The organism is Lentzea sp. NEAU-D7 (assembly GCF_026242055.1).
In the GTDB taxonomy this organism is placed as follows: domain Bacteria; phylum Actinomycetota; class Actinomycetes; order Mycobacteriales; family Pseudonocardiaceae; genus Lentzea.
Map to the genome: position 1 here is coordinate 39238 of NZ_JAPJDL010000005.1, position 20347 is coordinate 59584.

Here is a 20347-nt window from a genome sequence, read left to right on the forward strand (position 1 = left end):
ACGCGCTCTCAGGCGCTAGATTTGCATCGTTGTTCCAACGTTGTAAAGACTGAGAACTTCCCGGTACTTTTCCCGGTACTTCTTCTGGAGGCTGTGTTGGCCACGCTCAAGGACGTCGCCCGGCTGGCGGGCGTCTCGGTGAAGACCGTGTCGAACGTGGTCAACGGCTACTCGTTCGTGAAACCGGACAACCGCCGCCGCGTCGAGGAGGCGCTGGAGGCGACCGGCTACCGCCCGAACCTCGGCGCCCGCAACCTGCGCCGCGGCCGCACCGGTTTCATCGCCCTGGTCCTGCCCGAGCTCTCGATCCCGTACTTCGCCGAGCTCGCCGGCCTCGTCATCGCCGCCGCCCAGGACCACGAGTGGAACGTGCTCATCGAGCAGACGTTCGGCACCCTGGCCGGCGAAAGGTCCGCGCTGGCCTCCCTGGGCCCGCACCTGGTCGACGCCGCGATCCTCAGCCCGGAAGCCCTGCAGGTCGACGACTTCCAGCTGCCCGTCCCCGCCGTCCTGCTCGGCGAGCACGCCGTCGACGTCCCGATCTCCCGCGTGGGCATCGACAACGTGGCCGCGGCCCAGGCCGCCGTCCGCCACCTGGTCTCGCTGGGCCACCAGCGCATCGCCGCGATCGGCGCCCACCCCCACCGCGGCACCGCCGCGCTGCGCCTGGAGGGCTACCGCCGCGCCCTGGCCGAAGCCTCGCTACCGCTGGTGGACGAACTCGTCGTACCCGCGCTGAACTACCACCGCGCGGACGGCGCCGCCGCGATGAGGTCGTTGCTGGACCTGCGCACCCCGCCGGACGCCGTGTTCTGCTTCAACGACCTCCTGGCCATCGGCGCCATGCGGGCGGCGGGCGAACGTTTCGTGCGCGTCCCCCAGGACCTCGCCGTCGTCGGCTTCGACAACAACGAGGAAAGCGTCTACAGCTCGCCGTCCCTCACGTCCGTCGCCCCCGACAAGGCGGCCATCGCCCAGGCCGCCGTCGACCTGCTGCACCGCCGCGTCGAGTCCGGCGACGCCCTCGAGAACGTCGAGACGCCGTTCTCCTTGCAGGTGAGGGAAAGCACCGTGGCGCGATGACGGTGACGTCCGGCCACGAGCACCTCGTTTTCACGGCCTACGAGTTCCCGTGGGCCGTGGAGATCGCGGACTACGGGCGCGCGAAAGCGTCGTAGGTGCGCTGGTCGAACAGGACGAACCTGACCAGCTCGACCGGGGCGTCCTCGACGGCGGCGCGGGCGATCCGGGCCGCGTCCTCGACCGGCCAGCGGTAGATGCCGGTGGAGATCGCCGGGAACGCGATGGTGCGTGCCTGGAGTCCGGCCGCCACGCGCAGGGCGTTGTGGTGGCAGTCGGCCAGGAGCTGCGAGCGGTCCTCGGTGGCCGACCAGACCGGGCCGACGGTGTGCACGACCCACCGCGCACGCAGCCGGCCCGCCGTCGTGGCCACGGCCTGGCCCGTCTTGAGTCCGCCGCCGTAGTGGCCGGCACGCAGCGCGCGGCAGGCGGCGAGGATCTCGGGGCCGCCCTTGCGGTGGATCGCGCCGTCCACTCCTCCCCCGCCCAGGAGGGAGGAGTTGGCGGCGTTGACGATCACGTCGACTTCCTGTTCCGTGATGTCGCCGAGGACGTACTCGATGGTGGCCACGTTCCCGATTGGATCACGACAACGGACAGGTCGCCACGTCGTCCGGCCGCGGCAACGTGGCCGAACGAGGCGGCTGCACCCCGTCCAGCCACCCCTCCAAGGCGACGAACGCCGCACGGTGGCAAGGCGCAAGGGGCCGCAACCGATCCGGATAGGCGTCCACGAGCCCGTCCACGTGCGTCCCCTGCTCCACCCGGTAGTACCGGTGCAACCGATCAGGCGTCATACCCGCGTACACGTCTGAATCCTGGCTGATCGGCAGCAGCACGTCGTAGGTCCCGTGCACGGTCAGCAGGGGCCGCTTCACCTTCCCGGTCAACGCGACCTTGGACACCGCGGGCCCGGCAACGCGCCGCCGTGCCGCGTACGAGTAGTCGGCGTCGCAAGAAGGCGTGCCGGGAGCGCAGAACGGCACTCCGGCCTCGAGGTCGCCGTCGAAACCCGGATCGAACTCCTCGCGGTAGATGCGTTGCGTCAGGTCCCAGTAGTAGCGGTGGTGGTAGTCCCACAGGAATTCCGTGCCGGCCGGAAAACCGGCCGCGACCATCGCCTCGTGCGCGCCCGGTTCGCCTGCCAGGTAGGCCGGGTAGGCGCGGAGGACGGGCGGCAGGAACGTCAGGGGGTTCGGACCCTTAACCGTCCACAGTGTCCCCTCCCAGTCGACGCCGCCGTCGTAGAGGTGCGGGCGGTTCTCCAGCTGCCAGCGGACCAGGTAGCCGCCGTTGGAGATGCCGGTGGCGATGGTCCGGCGCGGGGTGCGGCCGTAGCGTTGGGAGACAACGGACTTCGCCGCGATGGTGAGCTGGGTGAAGCGCTCGTTCCACTCCTCCACCGCGCGGCCGTCGCGGTAGAACCCGGCCCCGGTGTTGCCCTTGTCGGTGGAGGCGAAGGCGTAGCCGCGGGAGAGGACCCAGTCGGAGATCGCGCGGTCGTTGGCGTACTGCTCGCGGACGCCCGGTGCGCCGGTGACGACGAGGCCGCCGTTCCAGCGGTCGGGAAGTCTGACCACGAACTGGGAGTCGTGCCCGTCGTGGTTGGTGTTGGTGCGCGAGGTGTCCGGGAAGTGGCCGTCGATCTGGATGCCCGGGACGGCGGAGGGGACGGGCAGGGCGGCGCTCGTGAGGCCCGCCCAGTCGGCCGGGTCGGTGTGGCCGGTGGCGACGAGGCCGGTCGTGGTGAGGTCGGTGAGGCGGGCGAGTCGCTGGTGTTCCGCGCCGGGGACCGTCATCGCGGAGGTCGGCGGGGTCAGCGCGAGCACCAGTACCAGCGGGAGCAACATAGCTGGTCAAGCTAGTTGTGGCGGTCCCCCGGCGACATGGTTGCCTCCCACACAAGGCCCGCCTTGAAGGTGGTGAAGCCGAACAGGTCGAGCACCCGGCGGACCTGGGGCTGGGTGTGGTGCACGGTGAACGACTTGCCGTTGTGGTGGGCCGCGCAGAGCAGGAGCAGCAACGTGCGCAGGCCGCTTCCGGCCAGGAACGTCACCCCGGCCAGGTCGACCGAGACGCGGTCGGTGACGGTGTCGGTGATGCCGGGCAGCACGGCGGCGAAGAACAGGTCGCAGTTGGTCATGTCCATCTCGCCTTGGCAAGTGGCCACGAAGCGGGTGCCGGAACGTTCCGTCCGCACGGTGAACGGGCTGGTCTCGCAGGCGGTCATGAACCACTTGACCGCACCCCGAGCACGGACGATAGCAGTGGAAACGAAGTCCGCGACCGGAAAGCGAAGCGCCTCAACCTGACCGCAGGGTCTTCGACGGCGAGACGTCGTACGCGGCGCGGTAGTGCGCGGCGAAGACACTCGGACGGGCGTAACCCCAACGGGCCGCGATCTCGGTGACGGAACCCCTGCCCGCCCTCAGGTCCTCGTGGGCGCACGAAAGACGCACACCCCGGAGGTACGCCATCGGTGTGGTGGCCAGGTGGCGCCGGAAAGCGAGCTGCAACGCCCGGATGGACACGCGCGCCGCACGCGCTATGTCCGCGGCGGAGATGGCCACTTCGGCGTGGTCCTCGATGAACGCGATCGCACGGCGCAGGCTTCTCGGATGCGCGTCACGCCGGTCGAAGTACGTCGGCGGGGCGTGCGTGGTGTTCGGGAACGTGGCGAGGGTGGTGGCCACCATCAGCCGGGTCGCGTTCGCCGCCACCAGCGGGTTGTCGCCGAAGTGCGGCAGCACCTCGTCACGCAGGTTCACGCAGGTGGACCACCACACCGCCGCGAACCGGGACGAGACCGGCCGGAACCCGGCGAACCGAACACCCTCGGCCACTTCGTCGATCACCGACTGGGACAGCGTGACCGTCGACAGGCGCGGGTTGAAGATCGCGCCGATGAAAGGGCTTTCGGGCGGCGCGCACAGGAACACGTCGCCAGGCGTCCAGAAGCGGTCCTCGCCGCCCGAACGGTAGTAGACCATCCCGGCGCCCAGGTGCCCGAAGACGAAGTTGTTCATCGGGTCGACGCTGACCTCCAGCGCGACGCGCCCGTGCATCTCGTCGAACCGGATGTGCTCGTGTATTCGCGACGACATCCACATGTGGGAGTGCTTCACACCGGTGTTGAGACGCATCTGGCCGTAAGCCGCGTTCAACACCTCGTGCACCGCGTCCAAGTCCGCCATTTCGACGACCTGTTCCACGTGCTGCACGATCCTCGTCCGCCCAGCCGGTGTCCATCGCCAAGACGGTTGCTTCCGCTCACCCGGTGGGAGGGCGGAAGCAACCGTCACCTGGCTAGACCCGGACGAGCGAGGCCAGCGCGGCCTGCCCCTGCTGGTTCGGGTGGAACACGGCCTCCGGCCCCTCCTGACCCGGTGCCAGCGCGTCGAACCCCCGCAGGAACGGGGTGCCCGACTCGCACAGCGCGTGACCCTCGAACGTGCCGGGACGGGAGAACGGGCTGGCGTACGTGGCGTTGACGCCCTGGTACCTCGCCTCGGCCACGGCCGAGCGGAGCGTGGCGTCGATGCCGTCGGCCACCTGGTTGCCCTGGCTGCGTTCCGCGGTGGTCAGGACGCCCTCGCCGCAGATCGGGTCGAGCGCGACGCCGGGCGGGTTGTCCGAAGCGGACACCTGGCGGCCGTAGCCCACGACGACCACTCGCGCGTACGGGCTGCGCTTGCGGATCTCGGTGAGCAGGGCGGTGACGTTGCCGCCCATCTGCGGCAGCCTGGCCAGGATCGCCTCGGTCGGGGCGCCCGTGCAGTCCGCCTGGACGCAGATGCCGCCGTACGTCGCGTAGTCGACGTCGTTGGTGCCGACGGTGAGCAGCACCAGGTCGGTGCCGCGCCGCAGGGCGTCCAGCTGGGCCGGACGGTCCTTGAACGGACGGGAGAGGTCGGCGGTGGCGGCACCGCTGCAGCTCACGTTGGTGAACGAGCCGAGCCTGCCGGCCGCCCGCAGACCGGCGGCCACCTGCTCACCGTAGGAGTTGTTGCTGCGCCAGCAGTTGCCGGCGGTTCCGTCCTGGTAGGACCCCGCGCCGGTGCCGGAGGCGTAGGAGTCACCGAGCACCACGAGCGAGGTGGAGCGGGTCGCGCCGGCCGCGGGAGCGATTCCCAGCGCGGCCAGAACAGCTGTGAGTACGACGATCGTTCTTTTCACAGGACCCCCGATGTCGATGCGATTGCACCGCCATACTGCCCGAACCGCCACGTCGTGCGCCGCCAAACGAGATGCGCTTCGTCTTCAGCCGATCGCGGCCAGGACGTCCGCGATCTCCTTGAGCAGCACCGGCACAAATGCGGTGGCGGCTCTTCCGCCCCGGTTGCACGATGTGGTGCGTGACCGGCGAGGACGTGCTTGAGATCTTGGCGGCGTTGCGGGACTTCGACGTCTGGGTGGGCGGTGGCTGGGGCGTCGACGCGCTGGCCGGCGAGCAGACCCGGCCACACGCCGACCTCGACCTCATGCACCGCGAGGAGCAGGAACCCCGGGTCGTCGCCGCGCTCGCCGCGCGCGGGTTCGCGGAAACCCTGTCGTGGCGGCCGGTGCGGTTCGTGCTCACCGATCCCGGTGGCCGCGAGATCGACCTGCACCCGTTGCGGTTCGCGGAGGACGGCAGTGCCGAGCAGTCATCGTTGACGCCCGGCGAGCCGTTCCGCTACCCGGCGGAGTGCTTCGTCACCGGCGCGATCCTCGGCACGGAGGTGCGGTGCCTGTCGGCCGAGCAGCAGCTGTTCTTCCACCAGGGTTACGAACCGCGGGAGGAGGACCTGCACGACCTGGCCTTGCTGCGCTCACTTCCGGTGGCGAAAACTCGGTGGCGGTGAGGACTAGCGTGGGGTCGGTGAAGGGATTCAACCCGAGCTTCAGTCCCGAAACTGCCGAGAACTACGACAACTCACCCCGCGGCGACGAGGCCGAGACGGTCCGCTTCCTGGCGGCGTTCGGCACGAGCGCCCTGGAGTTCGCGATCGGCACGGGCCGCATCGCTTTGCCCCTCAAGGAATCCGGCGTCGAGGTGGACGGTGTCGAGCTCTCCCCCGCCATGGTCGCGCGCATGCGGGCCAAACCCGGCGGCGACGAGATCGACGTGGTCATGGGCGACATGTCCGCGGCCGGCACCGGCCGCACGTATCCGTTGGTGTACCTGGTCTACAACACGATCACGAACCTGCTCACCCAGGACGACCAGGTGCGGTGCTTCGAGAACGCCGCGCGCCACCTCACCCCGGACGGCGTGTTCGTGATCGAGTGCGGCGTGCCGAGCTGGGCGGCGCGGCAACGCCACCAGTTCATCGACGTGGAGGCCGTCGAGGTCGACCACGTCGAGCTGGACGTCAACCGCTACGACCCGGTCACCCAGCTGCTCGACGAGAACCACGTGCACATCGGCGCGGACGGCATCCGGTTCGGCGCGATCCGGCAACGGCTGTCCTACCCGTCCGAGTTCGACCTCATGGCGCGGATCGCGGGGCTGCGGCTGCGCGAGCGGCACGGCGGCTGGAACGGCGAGCCGTTCGTCGCGGACAGCAAGCGGCACGTGAGCGTGTACGAGAGAGCCGCGTGACTTCACCCCCTAGCACCGGTGCCGGAATCCCGGCCACGCCCTAGGAGTTGAACGCTTCCAGCGCCTCGGCCTTGATCTGCTCGAACTGGGCGGCCATCGCCTCGGACAGGGCCTGGGCGCCGGACAGCGGGCGCACCATGACGGTGAACTCGTCGATCAGCCCGTTCTCGTCGAGGTGCAGGAAGTCGCAGCCCTGGATCTCCTTGCCGCCCACCTCGGTCCGGAACACCAGCGCGTGGTTCGGGCCGTCGACGATCTCGCGCTCGTAGCGGAAGTTCTCGAACACCCGCATCACGCCGCGCAGGATCGCCGCGGTGATCGGCTTGCCGGGGTACGGCGTGAACGCGACAGGGCTGGTGAACACGACGTTGTCGGCGAGGCACGCCGCCATCGCGTCGGTGTCCCGTGCTTCGACCGCCTTGCGGAATGCGTTCACAGCGACACCCTCACATACTCAACTTGTTGACTAGGTCGATGCACCGTAACCTGCTGCTATGTCGCTGCGCAACGCCGTGATGGCCGCACTGCTCGACGGGGAGTCGTCCGGCTACGACCTGGCCAAGGCGTTCGACGCGTCGGTGGCGAACTTCTGGATCTGCACGCCGCAACAGCTCTACCGGGAGCTGGACCGCATGGAGGCGGACGGGCTGATCAGCGCGAGGACGGTCGAGCAGGAACGCCGGCCGAACAAGCGCCTGTTCTCGCTCACCGAACGCGGCCGCGAGGAGCTGACGGGGTTCACGTCAGGGCCGCACAAGCCCACCGCGATCCGCGACGAGCTGCTGGTGGCCGTGCTGGCGGCGGATCGCGGTGACGTCGAGGGGGTCCTGGCCTCGATCCGCGAACGCAAGCAGTGGGCCGAGGCGAAGGTCGCGCGCTACGAACGACTCCGGGCCAAGTTGCTCGACGGCCGTTCCGAGGAGGACTTCCTGGCCACCGCCGAACGGGTCGGGCCGTACCTGACGTTGTTGCGCGGCCTGTCGTTCGAGCGGGACAACGTGCGGTGGTGTGCCAGGAGCCTCACCGTGCTGGAGCGGCGTGGTGCCCGCCTCGACGCGCCGGGGTGAGGTTGAATCGGGTTCATGAACGGCATTTCGCTCTTGCAGGAGGCACTCAGCGCACCCGCGGCAGAGGCGCGCAACCGGTTCGCGGGGCGGCTCAACGGCTACCTCGACGGGTCCGACGTCGTGCACGCCGTGCGGTTGCAGGGCTGGCTAGGGCTGGAGGTGCCGGGCCCCGGCTGCCACGTCGGCACCGGCAGCTGGGACTTCACCCGCTTCAAGGCGACCACGTCACCGGTCACGTGCGGGCGCTGCCGTTCCGCCGGGCTGCTCACCAGCTCGTTCACCGGGGGCCCGCACCAGCAGACCCTGGACCTCGAAGGCATCTAGAGCACAGTGCGGTTGCGCAGCCCCATTCCCGTCAACGCGACCATGCCCAGGCGTTCGTAGTACGGCCGCAACTCGTCGTCGCACGTGAGATCCACCGAGTACAGATGCGCGGCTTCGGCGATGACGCGCCGCATCAGCTCCGTGCCGATGCCCTGGCCCTGGAACTCCGGCCGCACCTCCAGCCACGGGACGAACGCGGTCAGCACGCCGTCGCTGATCATGTTCACGAAGCCGACAACGTCGTCCTGGGAACGCGCGATCACCACGCGATAGCTCCCGCGCAGCACGGCGAGGTGCTGGGCGGGTGACGGCGGCGTGGGCCAGCCCACGAAGAAGCCGGCGAGATCGGTCTCGGTCAGGTCGTCGAGATCCGTGCGGTAAGTGATCACGGTCGCATTGAACCGTTTCCGCACAACATCCGTAGGGTGGTTTCTCCCGATTCGGCCGCTAAGCTGCTGGTCGTGACCCTGCCGACTGCTCCGCTGCGCCGTGCGCGCTGTGCGGCCGTCGGCGTCGTCAACGGGACGCTCGCGGTTCTCGCGCACTCCAGCGCGGACGGCCACCTGCCCGACGCCGGGCTCGTCTTCTCGCTGGTCGCGCTGCTCACGTGGGCGACGGCCGGGTTCGCCCGGCACGAGCTGACGTGGCGGAAGCTGCTCCTGCTGATCGGCGGCGGACAGCTCGCGATGCACGTCCTCGTGTCGCTCGCGGCGTTCCGGCACGCGCACGAAGCCGACCCGGCGAGCATGATCACCTCGCACGTCGTGGCCACGGCACTGACCGTCGTCGTGCTCACCGTCGCGGAACGGTCAGTCCTCGCGCTCGCCCGCGCGGTCACGGCCGCACTCCCCCGCAGGCTCGGCGTCCTCCCCGCCACCGCACCCCTGGTCGTCGCGACGCCTTCGCTCGCGCCGACCACGATCGTCCTCCTGGACGTGCTGTCGTGGCGCGGTCCCCCGGCTGAACAGGTCTGAACCCCCTTCACAGGGCCGCTCATCGAGCGGTCCTGCCCCTGTTCACGCCCATTGGGAGCACCATGACCACCACAGCCGTTCCGCCACGCACGTCTTTCGCGTGGCGGGGACTCTTCCTGCGCCTGCACTTCTACGCCGGCGTGCTCGTCGGCCCGTTCGTCCTGATCGCCTCGCTGACCGGCGTGCTCTACGCCCTGACACCACAACTGGAGTCCTGGGTCTACTCCGACCAGCTCCGCGTTCCCGCGACCGCACAACAACTTCCGCTGTCCCAGCAGGTCGACGCCGCGCTCGCGACCTCACCGCAGGGCTCGCTCGTCGCGGTCCGGCCCGCCCCCGAACCCGGTGCCACCACCCGCGTCCTGTTCTCCGAGAACGGCCTGGGCGAGTCCGAACGACGAGCGGTCTTCGTCGACCCCGGCACCGGCCGCGTCACCGGTGATCTCGTGGTCTACGGGTCGAGCGGTGTACTGCCGCTGCGCACCACACTGGACCAGTTGCACCGCAACCTGATGCTCGGCGAACCCGGCCGCCTCTACAGCGAGCTCGCCGCCTCCTGGCTGTGGGTCGTCGCCCTGGGCGGCCTGGTCCTGTGGATCTCCCGGGCGCGCAACAGCAAGCGCATCCGGACGCACGGGCTGATCGGCGTGTGGGTCCTCGCCGGAGCGTTGTTCCTGTCCGCCACCGGCCTCACGTGGTCGGCCTACGCGGGCGAGAACGTCGCCATGCTGCGCACAGCGGTCGGCTGGTCCACGCCGGCGCTGAAGATGCCCGGAGCCGGCGAGAGCCACGGCGACCACGGTTCGAGCACCTCGTCCGCCGGTGGTCACGGCGAGATCGACACCGTGTTCCGCGCCGCGAAGCAGGCCGGCATCGACGCGAAGGCGGTCGAGATCGGCCTGCCCGCCACCCCCGGCGGCGCCTGGAAGGTGGCCGAGATCGAGAAGGGCCTGCCCACCCAGAACGACTCCGTCGCGGTCCACGGCAACGAGGTGGTCAGCGCGCTGAAGTTCGCCGACTTCCCGCTGGGCGCGAAGCTGACCAGGTGGGGCATCGACGCGCACATGGGTGTGCTCTTCGGCTGGCCCAACCAGCTGCTGCTGTTGCTCATCGGCGGTGGTCTGGTCGCCTCGGTCGTGCTCGGTTACCGCATGTGGTGGAAGCGCAGGCCCACGAGCGGATTCGGCCGCCCGACCCCGCGAGGACAGTGGCGCAAGGCCCCGCGCGGAGCCCTGATCGCGCTCGGTCTCGGCGCGCTGCTCGTGGGGTGGTTCGTGCCGCTGCTCGGGATCAGCCTGCTGATCTTCCTGGCGGTCGACGTGCTGCTCGGCAGGCGGGTGAAACCAGCGGCGTCCTGACCGTCCACTGTGGACGAGGCTTGCCTGATCTGGACATTTACGGCATATTAATGCCCAGGTGAGCCGGGAAGTCTGGTCGGCCCGCCCGTCACACCAGGTGGCGGCGGCGAGCTGACGAGGGGCGCCCACATGACGCTGATCCCCCACGCCATCCCTCTGATCAACGATCCCCAGGTCGTCCACGCGCTCGCCGCCCGATGGCGGCGCACCAGGACATTGCTGCTGCTCTCGGCCGGTGTCCTGCCCGTCGCCATCGGCATCGTGTGCGTCGTGCTGGCCGGGATGACGTCGGCCGGGCAGCGCATCATGCCGTGGTGGTCGGCGATTCCGGCCGTCGCCGCGGCGGCGTGCGCGTGGGCGTTGCTGACCTGGTTGCGGCGCAACGGTTTGAGCGATCCGCACTCGTGGCTGCCCGCCACCACCCTGATGACGGGCGCGCAGCTCGTGCTCGGCGTCCTGCCGGGCTCGGGCATCGCGCTGCGGCTCAGCCCCGGCGCGGCACTCGCGGTGAAGGCGCTGTGCGCGGCCGGGGTGCTCGGCGCCGGTTCCGCCAGCGCGCTCGCCCGGATGGCCCACCGCTCACTGCTCTCGGCCCCCGTCCTCGAACTCGGGTCGACGGCGTTCCCGCTCGTGCTCGACAGCAGCGGCGCGCGGGTGGTGATCGGCACAGATCGTGTCGACTGGACCACCCGCACGGGTGCGCGGGTCGACGCCGGGCTCTCCTTCGCCCGGATCCTCCGCGTGACGGCGCAGGCGCACTCGATCAAGCTGCACACCGCGTCCGGCTCGTGGACGGTGCCCGTGGCGGATCCGGCCACCGCGCAGGCGTTGCTGCTCCGCCGGATCACCTGGTGGGAGGAGCTCCGCGACGCGGCCGCGGAACGGGAGCAGCGCCGCTACCTCGACCTGGTCGGGCTGCTCGCGGCCGTCAGCGGAGAGGCCACCCGCGGCGGCATCAGCGTGACGGTCGACTCGAACGGTCTCACGACGGGCATCACGCTGAGCCCTGCCGTGCGCGAACTCGAACCTGAGGTGCTCGCGGCACAGCTGATGGCGTGCGTGCAGAAGGCGCGTGCGGACGCGCGCAGGCAGGTCCAGGACCTGGTGCTCGACCACGCGGATGGCCAGCTGGTGAAAGCCAGCCACTAGTCGGTTGTCCAGGAGATGTCGTCCTGCCTACGTTCGCCCGGACAACTTCGGGAGATGGGGGACGACTTGCGCAGACGTGACTTCTTCGCAGCGGCGGCCGGCGTGGCCGCTGTCGTGGCCAATCCCGCGAGCGCGCTCGCGGCCAACGAGCAGCGGCCGGGCGCCTCGCACCTGCCGGACCTCGACCTCGGCGACTTCCCCGTCGTGGCAAGGGTCCGTGCTCGCCGCGCGCTCGAGCACCTCGAGGTCCTGAGCGACGAGATCGGGCCGCGCATCGGCGGCACCGCGTCGGAGCACCGGGCGCGCGACTACCTCGTCCGCGAGCTCAAGGCGCTGCGGTACCAGGTGACGACGCAGCCGTTCACCGTGCCGGACAAGTACCTCGCCGACGTCAACGGCGGGTGGCAGGCCGGCGCGTCGCGCTTCGGCTCCCTCGGCGTCACCGTCAAGGCACCGTTCGTCGAGGTGACCGACGGCGCGCTGCCCGATCTCACCGGCAAGATCGCGTTCTACGTCAACGCCCCCGCCGGCTCCGCGCCGACGCACGCGGCGATCGAACGCGGCGCGGTGGCGGTGGTCCTCGGCCGGATCTCCGCGACGGCGAACAAGTCGAGCGCCTTCTCCCCCGCACTCGACCGCAACGTCACCGTGCCGGTCATCGGCCTCGCCCAGGTGCACACCGAGAAGCTGCGCGCGCAGGGCTCGGGCGAGCTGACGATCAGCACCGTCCACCACCCGAACCTCACGTCCTACAACGTGATCGCGGACCGGCCGGCGACGTTCCCGTGGCGTGACAACGGGGTCGTCATGGTCACCGCGCACTACGACAGCGTGCCGGGCTCACCGGGCGCGAACGACGACGGCAGCGGCACGGTCCTCTGCCTCGAACTGGCCCGCGTGCTGCGGTACCTGCCCACGCACAAGGCGCTGCGGTTCGCGCTGTGGGGTTCGGAGGAGCAGGGCCTGCTCGGGTCGCGGCACTACGTCTCCCAGCTCCCGCCCGAGGAGATCGCGCGGATCAAGGGCGTCTTCCAGAACGACATGGTCGCCACCAGCCACGACCCGGCCACCGCGTACTGGCTGCTGTCGGTGGACGGCGCCGACAACGCCACGACGGCCGGAGTCCGCGCCGCGGCACAGAGGCTCGGCTACGACCCGAGGGTGCACGGACCAGTGGCGCGCGGGTCGAGCGACCACGTGCCGTTCCACGAGAAGGGCATGGCGTCGGCGAACTTCAGCTGGCGCGGCGAGGGCGGGCCGGCGCAGCTGGAGCCGATCTACCACACCCCGGAGGACACGATCCGCGACAACATCAGCCTGGAACGGCTGCAGGTGTCGCTGGAGCTGATCGGGGCGGCGGCGTACCGGCTCGCTGCTCAGAAGTAGGTCGGCTCACGTCCCGGAGCTGATGTCGAGGACCGCCTTGGTGAACGCCTGCGGGGCTTCCTGCGGCACGTTGTGCCCGATGCCGTCGAGGACGCGGTGCTCGTAGCGGCCGCTGAACTGCTTGCGGTACGCCGTGCCGTCCTTGTTGGGGCCGTCGAAGTCGCTCGCGATGGTGATCGCGGGCACCTCGATCACCGGCCTGGCCTGCGGTAGTTGTGGATGACGATCGCGACGTGGTCGGGGTTCTTCCACGCCGTGGCGCTCTGGGCGTAGGTGGCCTCGTCGAAGTTCCACCGGGGCGACGCCAGCTTCCAGATGAGCTTGTTGAACTCGTAGGAGTTCTGCTCGTAGCCCTTCACGCCGCGGTCCGTCGCGAAGTAGTACTGGTACCACCAGCCGAGCTCGGCCTGCGGGGACAGCGGCTCCTGGTTCTGCTCCAGGTTGACGATCAGGTAGCCGCTGACCGACACGAGCGCCTTGACGCGTTCCGGCCAGAGCGCCGCGGTGACGCACGCCGTCCGCGCACCCCAGTCGAACCCGGCGATGGTCGCCCTGCGGATCTTCAGGGCGTCCATGAACGCGATGACGTCACTCGCCAGCGCCGACTGCTGGCCGTTGCGCTTCGTGCGCGCGTGCAGGAACCGCGTGGGCCCGTAGCCCCTGAGGTACGGGATGAGGACGCGCTGCCCTTGTGCCGCCAACGCCGGTGCCACGTCGACGAAGCTGTGGATGTCGTACGGCCAGCCGTGCAGCAGGATCGTGACCGGGCCGTCCGCCGGGCCCACCTCCGCGTAGCCGACGTCGAGCAGACCGGCCCTGACCTGCTTGACCGGGCCCCAGGACGGCTGCGAGGCGTGGGCGGTCGCGGTGACGAGGGGTGCCGCGAGACCGGCCACGGCCAGTGCCTGCGAGAACTGTCGCCTGCTGATCATGGCGTCGACGGTAGGAGGCGGGCGTGGCGGCTCGCGAGCGTCAGGTGACGGTGCGGGAGTACGTCATCCGGAGTCGGCCAGCGCCTCCCGCAGCTCGGCCCTCGCCGTGACCCCGAGCTTGGGGAAGATCCGGTGCAGGTGGGTGCTGACCGTCCGGTGCGACAGGTGCAGCCGCTCCCCGATCTCCTTGTTGGTCAGCCCGTCCGCCGCCATCCGCGCGATGGTCAGCTCGTGCTCGGTCAGCTCGCCGTTGCCACCCCGCGACTCGCCCGACGCCCGCAGCTCCTCGCGCGCCCGTTCCGCCCAGTCCCTGGTGCCGAACGCCTCGAACGCCTCCGCGGCCGCCTTCAGGTGCGGGCGGGCCTTCGCCGCACGGCGCTGTCTGCGCAGCCACGCGCCGAACGCCAGCTGCACGCGCGCCCGGTCCCACGGCGAGCAGTCGGCGTCGAGTGCCGCCTCGAACAGCGCTTCGGCCTCGTCATCCGCTGCCAGGAGGGCGCGCGCGTACCTCAGGCCGGACGCCAGGGCGGGCGAGCGGGTGGTGGTGTCGAGTTCCTCGACGAGCTTGCGGGCCTCGTCGACGTTGCCGCTGCGGGTCGCGGACTCGACCAGCTCGGGCAGCACGTACCGGCGCAGGGCCAGTTGGTGGGCGGGGTCGGCCGGGTCGTGCACGCGGCGGACGGCGGCGAACGCGTCGGCGTAGCGGCCCTCTCCCAGCGCGGCAAGGCTTCTGGCCAGCTGGACGGTGGCCAGGACCGGGCGTGCGCCCGCCGCCAGACCGATGCGTTCGGCTTCGGCGGCCAGTTCGGCGGAGCGTTCGTGCGCACCGCGCAGGGCGGCGATCTCGGCCTGGACGGCGGCGGCCAGGCCGCGCATGTACGGCTGGCCGGTCTCCTCGGCGAGGCGGGCGGCTTCCCGGGCCACCGGTTCCGCGGCGGCGATGTCGCCCAGGCGGGTGCGGCTCCACGCTTCGACGGCCAAGGCGCGGGCGAGGAGCCCGAACTGGCCCTGTGCCCGGAAACCCGGTTGCGCGGCAAGGGAGAAGCGCACGGAGTCGGCGAACGCGCCGACCTGGAGGGCGGCGCTGCCGAGCAGGCGGAGGGTGGCGGGGTCGTCGGTCACGGCACCGCCGCGCAGCCCGGCCACCACCGCGTCGCCCTGCTGCACCGGGCACACGTACGCGGTCATCGCCAGCATGCGCGGATCGCCGGGGTCGATCGGCAGCCGGCGCGCGACGGCGGCGATCCGGTCCCGGACCGCGGCGCCCGGCTCGACCCAGAAGCACCGCATCGCGACGCTCCAGAAGATCCGCATGCCCAGGTCGACGTCACCGCCCGCCACCACGGACTCGGCCAGCCCGACCAGTTCGCCGGGCCCCGCCACGCCCTCCCTCACCCCGTCGTCGAACGCCGTGGGCAACCACGTCACGAGCGCGCGCTCCCCTGCGGTGAGGTCCAAACCGCGCACGTCCAGCAGGATCCGCTCCACGTCGTCACGCCGCCCCGCCTCCGCCGCGAGCTCGGCCGCCCGCAACAACCGCCGGGCCCGCTCGCCGCCGTCGCCCAGCTCCGCGGCCCGTTCCAGCGCGCTCACCGCGGCCGCGGCGCCACCGCGCCGGAGCGCCCGGTCCGCCGTCTTCTCCAGCAGGCAGGCCACGTTCTCGTCGGGACCGGTCGTCGCGCCGGCCAGGTGCCACGCGCGCCGGTCCGGCTCGCCGGTCGCGAAGGCGAGACGGCGGTGGGTGTCGCGGAGCTCCGAGGCGTCGGCCGCGCGGACGACCGCGGACCTGATCAACGGATGCCGGAACGCACCGCCGGAGTCGACCAGTCTGGCCTCGACCGCGGGTGTCAGGTCCGTGTCGCACGCACCGCCGAGGGCCAGCACGAGCAACGCCGACCGGACCTCGGCGGGCAACGCCGAGGCACGCGCGGCGAACGTCTCCTCCAGGGAGTCGCCGCCGAACGGCAGTTCGGTGAGCGCCAGCGGGTTCCCGGCCGCCCGCGCGAGCACCCGCGAGCGGCGGCCGGCGTCCAGGCCGGGCGCGACGGCGTCCAGGACCGCGGCGGCCTCCGCGCCGGCCAGCGGTTCCAGGACCAGCGTGGGCACGCCCGCGAACACCGGGGTCCGGGCGGCCACGACCAGGGCGGTGCCGGTCAGGCGGCGGGCCACGAACCCGAGCACGTCCTGGCTCGCCCGGTCCAGCCAGTGCGCGTCGTCGACCAGCACGACGGACCGCGCCGCGCCCAGCACGTCCAGCGCGGCGAGTCCGACGAGGTGCACGGCCGGCGCCGGGCCCTCGGACAGTCCGAAGACGACTTCCAGCGCCCCGCGCCGTGCACCGGGCAAAGTGGACAGGTCGAGGAACGGGTGCAGCACCTGGTGCAGTCCGGCGTAGGGCAGGTCCTGCTCGGCCTCGACACCCACGACCACGTGACCGTCGAGCGAGGCGAGCAACGCCGACTTGCCCACGCCGGGCTCACCGACGACCAGCAGCGACCCGCCGGAGTCCGCCAGCGCGGCCAGCCTCTCCCGTTCCCGATCCCGCCCGACCAGCGACACCAGCCCGACACCCCGTTCGTCGATCCGTCCGGACCAGGGTGTCAGAAAGTCCAGACCGCGCGCTTGCCCGGACCCACCACCAGCGTGGACGTGCCCAGCTTCTCGACGTGCGGCGCGGCCGCGCGGTTCAGCTCGAACTCGACGCGCTTGAGCCCGGTCCGTCCCGGCCGCACCTCGTCGAACCGCATCGTCGTGCCGCCCCGCGTGGCGACGACCGCGCCGGGTTCGGTCCACAGCGAGAACCCGCCCGCCCGCAGCAGCGGCACGGTGGCCGCCAGGTCGGCCCTGGTGACCGCGAGGCGGACGAACGTGATGTCGCGCATCACCCTGTTCTCGTACGCGTCGGGCAGGTAGCGCTCCCGCGTGACGTCGCCGGGGAACCGCGCGGGCCCCACCTTGCTGCGCGGGTCGTTCATGTACTCGTCGCGGTACTCCATGGCCCAGGCACCGAACTTCTCGTACTTCTCGACCACGAACAGCGAGTCGAACCACGGCACGGGCTTGCCGTCGCCGAAGTCGCGGGTCTGCAGGAACTCGATCGGCTTCTGCCCCGCCGCGCGCAGCCGGACCCCGAGCTTCTCGATGTCACCGTCGCGTTCGGTCGAGAGCCCGAGAGCGGCGGAGCCGGGTTCGCCGTCCTTGCCCGGCACATCGCCCGGCCCGAAGATCTCCAGGTAGGTCTCGCGGCCGCGCAGGTAACGCCCCGTCCAGACCTTGCCGTCCGCTCCGGTCGTCGTGCGCACCTCGAAGTCCGCGAACTCCCTGAGGTAGCGCGAGTGCTCGACCGCGTCCGCGGAGGCCCGGTCAAGCGTTCCCCATGCGTGGTTGTAGTACAACAACTGCCGCTCTCCCGCTTGCGCCGGTCCCGCGCCCGACACCACCAGAACCACGGCCAAGATCATGCACGACACCCGTCGGAGCACCATGATTCGATCGTAGGACGGACACGCTCAAGCCGGACTCAAGCCATCCGAAGGGATCCTCGTGTTCGACACCACCAGGTGGACGGTTCTGGCCCCGCTGCTGCAGGCCGCCACCGCCGGCCGCGACCTGCTCGACGACACGATCCGCGGGCTCACGCCCGACGCCGTCGCCGCGGAGGTCCTGCGCGAGATCGGCGAGCACGACGTGCGCCTGGACCTGGGCTTCGACGGCCGCACCACCACCCACCTGCGCACGGACGCCGAAGTGGTGGTCGCACTCGACCTGGCCGACGCCGTGCGGGGCCTCTACGGCACCGACACCCGCCCCTGGCCGAGCCTCGCCGTCGCCACGCCGGGCCGCGATCTCGACGAACGCGGGATCGCCGGGTGGTTCCAGGACCGCAAGGGCATCGCGCAGTCCGTCCAGGATCTCCTGTCCGCGCTCAGGCCCGGCCACCGGGACCTGGGCGAGCTGGCCGTGGAGCACGGCTCGGACAAGTGGGGCGACCTGCACTGGTACACGCAGCACTACGAACGCCACTTCGCCCGCTTCCGCGACGAGCCCGTGCGGGTGCTGGAGATCGGCATCGGCGGCTACGACGACCCGGACAGCGGTGGCGGCTCGCTGCGGATGTGGCAGCGGTACTTCCGGCGCGGCCTCGTGCACGGTCTCGACATCGCGCGCAAGAACGTCACCGGCCCGCGGATCATGACCGTGCTGGGCGACCAGTCCGACGCCGGGTTCCTCGACCGGCTGGGCCGCGAGCTCGGACCGTTCGACGTGGTCATCGACGACGGCAGCCACCTCAACGAGCACGTGCGGATCTCGTTCCACGCGCTGTTCCCGCACGTGCGCGCCGGCGGGCTCTACGTCGTGGAGGACCTGCAGACCGCGTACTGGCCGGGCTGGGGCGGCCATCCCGAGGCGACCGCGAGCACGTCGATGGGGATGCTCAAGTCCTTTGTGGATGGACTGAACCAGGCAGAGGTGCGGGATCCGCGCGGCGCGGGCTCCTACCTCGAGCGCAACATCAGCGGGATCTCGTTCCACCACAACATCGCGTTCGTCGAGAAAGGACTGAACGCCGAGGAGGGCGGTCCGGCCTTCCTGCGCGCCCTGTACTAGGCCGTGGCGGAACCGCCCTGCCGCCGGACTCAGGCCGGCGGCAGGGCGGAGGAGGTCACGGGATCCAGTGGTTGCCGGACACCGTGATCATCACCTGGAGCTGGATGCTCGCACCGAAGTACGTGTTCGTGTCGACCGGAGTGCTCAGCATCTTGTTCCACAACGCGTCCAGCCACGCCTGGCTGCCCGCGTCCGTCGTGGCCGCGACCGCGAACGGGGCGAAGAACGCCGCGTCGCCGCCGCTCTCGATCTGGGTACCGCCGAGCGTGTAGCCGATGGCGATCCTGTTCGGGTCGCCTCCGGTCTTGCTCCTGATCCACGAGTTCATCCTGCGCGCCGCCGCCAGCGACTTGCCGTCGCCGGTCAGCGCGGCGTCCGCGCCGATGCGCCACGGGTCGCGGCACGCGTTGTACCAGTACTTGCCGTCGGTGTCGGCCCGTTCGAGCATCTCGCCGACCGCGGGCTTCACCGTGGAGTTGGTGTCCTGCACGAAGTCCGGCAGCAGGCCGGTGCTCGACGCGTACTTCGACTGCAGCGTGGCGATCAGGTCCTGGTGCTTGGTGCGGATCGTGTCCCACGCCGGGTCGCCGGTCGCCTTGCGGAACGCGCGGAAGTGGTCGGACATCCAGTCGGAGGACCGCGACCCGTAGTACTGCCTGCTGTTGCCGGAGGTCGACCAGTCGCCCATCAGCAGCAGGTTCGTGTTCGGGTTGACCAGGCTCTTCTTGATCGCGTTGATGTTCCTGACCGCGAGCTGCCGGTAGTCGTACGTGCCGGTGCTGCCCCACTGCCGGTCGGCCAGCAGCAGGCCGTAGGCGGTGTCCATGTCGCCGTCGGTCGCGCTGTCGCTGCCGTTGACGCTCCGGCACGACGTGTCCTGCTCGGCGGCCAGCAGGTCGGGGTTGTTGACCGACGGGTGGGCGAGCTTGTACTTCAGCAGGCCGTCGAAGATCTTCTTCGCGTCCGGGTCCGCGCCCGCCATCTGGGCGGTGATCACCATGCCGTAGCCCTGCGCCTCGGCGACGTACGGGTGGTCGGCGTCCGGCGAGATGATCTCGTACCAGCCGTTGCCGCAGTTCTGCCTGACGAACGCGGCCTTCCACTTCTTGTAGTACTCGACGATGGCGGCGTCCAAGGTGGACGTCGCGCCCGACGGCCGCAGGATGCCCGCCGCGTACGGGGTCTGCCTGCTGCCGAACGGGTAGCCGAGGCCGGTCGGCGGCGGAGTCGTCGTGGTGGGCGGGGTGGTGGTCGTCGGCGCAGTGCCGACGCCGTAGACCTCGAGCTCCCACAACGAGTAGCCGTAGGTCGTGCCGCGAGCGGTGCCGTAGACCCGGACGTACCGGCCGGAACCGGACAAGGTCAGGTCGTCGACCCCGCCGTCACCGGTGCTGGTCGAGTACACGTCGGTCCAAGCGGAGCCGTCGGAGGAGGTCTGCACGCGGTACGACTTCGCGTACGCGGTCTCCCAGTTCAGCCTCACCCGGCTGATCGCGTGCGGCGAGCCGAGGTCGACGCGCAGCCACTCCGGGTCGTGCCCCTCCAGGGACGCCCAGCGGGTCGAGGTGCTGCCGTCGACCGCCTTGCCCGCCTCGAAGCCGGACGCCTCGACGGAGGAAGCCGTCACGGCCTTGCCCCGGGAGACCAGTGGATCCGCCGCCGACGCGATGGTCGTCCCCGCCACGAGCAGACCGAGCACGAGCCCGGCCGCCCCCAATGCCGTCGTTCTGCCGTTCACGGCCGCCTCCAGCAATTAGTTAACAAAGCTGTCAATGCGAGCTGGAGGACCGTAGGCAGGTGTCCGCGCAGGTCACAAGAGGTACGGACCATTTGTGCGCGTTCGGACAGCGCGCTGCCCCGGAGGTCTGGAGCGACTTCCGGGGCA

20 protein-coding genes and 1 pseudogene are annotated in these 20347 nt (G+C 70.7%); 10 read left to right on the top strand and 11 right to left on the bottom strand.

The genetic code is table 11. The features are described 5' to 3' along the window. The first annotated feature begins 93 nt into the window (after positions 1-93). On the top strand, positions 94-1083 hold the full coding sequence (locus ORI60_RS12640; RefSeq protein WP_266037361.1) for a LacI family DNA-binding transcriptional regulator: 990 nt from the start codon (positions 94-96) through the stop codon (positions 1081-1083). 70 nt (positions 1084-1153) lie between these two features. Here the strand turns inward: ORI60_RS12640 and ORI60_RS12645 are convergent, their stop codons facing one another. The 5 genes from ORI60_RS12645 to ORI60_RS12665 form a co-directional block, all read right to left on the bottom strand. Beyond that, a complete protein-coding gene (locus tag ORI60_RS12645; protein ID WP_416234396.1) occupies positions 1154-1651 on the bottom strand; it encodes an O-acetyl-ADP-ribose deacetylase in 498 nt (165 codons plus the stop codon). 13 nt (positions 1652-1664) lie between these two features. After that, positions 1665-2930 (bottom strand): tannase/feruloyl esterase family alpha/beta hydrolase, encoded by a 1266-nt coding sequence (locus ORI60_RS12650; RefSeq protein WP_266037362.1) that lies wholly within the window; start codon positions 2928-2930, stop codon positions 1665-1667. 11 nt (positions 2931-2941) lie between these two features. After that, the gene (locus ORI60_RS12655; RefSeq protein ID WP_266037363.1) at positions 2942-3310 is read right to left on the bottom strand and encodes an STAS domain-containing protein; all 369 of its coding nucleotides are present in this window, start codon (positions 3308-3310) and stop codon (positions 2942-2944) included. A 73-nt stretch (positions 3311-3383) separates the two neighbouring features. Next, the gene (locus tag ORI60_RS12660) at positions 3384-4292 is read right to left on the bottom strand and encodes a helix-turn-helix transcriptional regulator (protein ID WP_266037365.1); all 909 of its coding nucleotides are present in this window, start codon (positions 4290-4292) and stop codon (positions 3384-3386) included. A gap of 94 nt (positions 4293-4386) precedes the next feature. Further along, on the bottom strand, positions 4387-5256 hold the full coding sequence (locus ORI60_RS12665) for an SGNH/GDSL hydrolase family protein (protein WP_266037366.1): 870 nt from the start codon (positions 5254-5256) through the stop codon (positions 4387-4389). Between the two features lie 179 nt (positions 5257-5435). Here ORI60_RS12665 and ORI60_RS12670 point away from each other — a divergent pair, with 179 nt between their 5' ends. After that, a complete protein-coding gene (locus ORI60_RS12670) occupies positions 5436-5924 on the top strand; it encodes a nucleotidyltransferase domain-containing protein (RefSeq protein ID WP_266037367.1) in 489 nt (162 codons plus the stop codon). A gap of 17 nt (positions 5925-5941) precedes the next feature. Beyond that, positions 5942-6664, top strand: coding sequence for a class I SAM-dependent DNA methyltransferase (locus tag ORI60_RS12675; RefSeq protein ID WP_266037368.1), 723 nt, complete (start codon positions 5942-5944; stop codon positions 6662-6664). Between the two features lie 40 nt (positions 6665-6704). Here the strand turns inward: ORI60_RS12675 and ORI60_RS12680 are convergent, their stop codons facing one another. Further along, positions 6705-7100, bottom strand: coding sequence for a nuclear transport factor 2 family protein (locus ORI60_RS12680; RefSeq protein ID WP_266037369.1), 396 nt, complete (start codon positions 7098-7100; stop codon positions 6705-6707). 58 nt (positions 7101-7158) lie between these two features. Between ORI60_RS12680 and ORI60_RS12685 the strand changes: the two genes are divergently transcribed. Then, entirely contained in the window at positions 7159-7731 is a 573-nt protein-coding gene (locus ORI60_RS12685; protein ID WP_266037370.1) for a PadR family transcriptional regulator, read from the top strand. 15 nt (positions 7732-7746) lie between these two features. Further along, positions 7747-8055, top strand: coding sequence for a hypothetical protein (locus ORI60_RS12690; RefSeq protein WP_051770467.1), 309 nt, complete (start codon positions 7747-7749; stop codon positions 8053-8055). Here ORI60_RS12690 and ORI60_RS12695 read toward each other — a convergent pair. Next, positions 8052-8444, bottom strand: coding sequence for a GNAT family N-acetyltransferase (locus tag ORI60_RS12695; RefSeq protein WP_266037371.1), 393 nt, complete (start codon positions 8442-8444; stop codon positions 8052-8054). The two genes, ORI60_RS12690 and ORI60_RS12695, sit on opposite strands and share 4 nt — an antisense overlap. A 72-nt stretch (positions 8445-8516) precedes the next feature. Here ORI60_RS12695 and ORI60_RS12700 point away from each other — a divergent pair, with 72 nt between their 5' ends. The 4 genes from ORI60_RS12700 to ORI60_RS12715 all read left to right on the top strand — a co-directional run bounded on the left by ORI60_RS12700 (position 8517) and on the right by ORI60_RS12715 (position 12922). Further along, entirely contained in the window at positions 8517-9029 is a 513-nt protein-coding gene (locus tag ORI60_RS12700; RefSeq protein WP_266037372.1) for a hypothetical protein, read from the top strand. A gap of 62 nt (positions 9030-9091) precedes the next feature. Continuing rightward, the gene (locus ORI60_RS12705) at positions 9092-10387 is read left to right on the top strand and encodes a PepSY-associated TM helix domain-containing protein (RefSeq protein ID WP_266037373.1); all 1296 of its coding nucleotides are present in this window, start codon (positions 9092-9094) and stop codon (positions 10385-10387) included. A gap of 129 nt (positions 10388-10516) precedes the next feature. Further along, entirely contained in the window at positions 10517-11536 is a 1020-nt protein-coding gene (locus ORI60_RS12710; protein ID WP_266037374.1) for a YbaB/EbfC family nucleoid-associated protein, read from the top strand. Positions 11537-11590: 54 nt separating this feature from the next. Further along, positions 11591-12922 (top strand): M28 family peptidase, encoded by a 1332-nt coding sequence (locus ORI60_RS12715; RefSeq protein ID WP_266037375.1) that lies wholly within the window; start codon positions 11591-11593, stop codon positions 12920-12922. Positions 12923-12928: 6 nt separating this feature from the next. Here ORI60_RS12715 and ORI60_RS12720 read toward each other — a convergent pair. From ORI60_RS12720 to ORI60_RS12730, 3 genes and pseudogenes are all read right to left on the bottom strand, one after another. Continuing rightward, positions 12929-13854: pseudogene (locus tag ORI60_RS12720) on the bottom strand (alpha/beta fold hydrolase). 63 nt (positions 13855-13917) lie between these two features. After that, the gene (locus tag ORI60_RS12725) at positions 13918-16413 is read right to left on the bottom strand and encodes a helix-turn-helix transcriptional regulator (protein WP_266037376.1); all 2496 of its coding nucleotides are present in this window, start codon (positions 16411-16413) and stop codon (positions 13918-13920) included. Positions 16414-16454: 41 nt separating this feature from the next. Then, positions 16455-17315: a DUF5829 family protein gene (locus ORI60_RS12730; RefSeq protein WP_266037377.1), complete on the bottom strand. Its 861-nt coding sequence runs from the start codon at positions 17313-17315 to the stop codon at positions 16455-16457. Positions 17316-17397: 82 nt separating this feature from the next. Between ORI60_RS12730 and ORI60_RS12735 the strand changes: the two genes are divergently transcribed. Next, a complete protein-coding gene (locus ORI60_RS12735) occupies positions 17398-18462 on the top strand; it encodes a class I SAM-dependent methyltransferase (protein WP_266037378.1) in 1065 nt (354 codons plus the stop codon). Positions 18463-18517: 55 nt separating this feature from the next. Here ORI60_RS12735 and ORI60_RS12740 read toward each other — a convergent pair whose 3' ends face one another. Then, positions 18518-20200 carry a glycosyl hydrolase family 8 gene (locus ORI60_RS12740; protein WP_266037379.1) on the bottom strand — a complete coding sequence of 561 codons (1683 nt, stop codon included), beginning with the start codon at positions 20198-20200 and terminating at the stop codon, positions 18518-18520. Between the last annotated feature and the right edge of the window lie 147 nt (positions 20201-20347).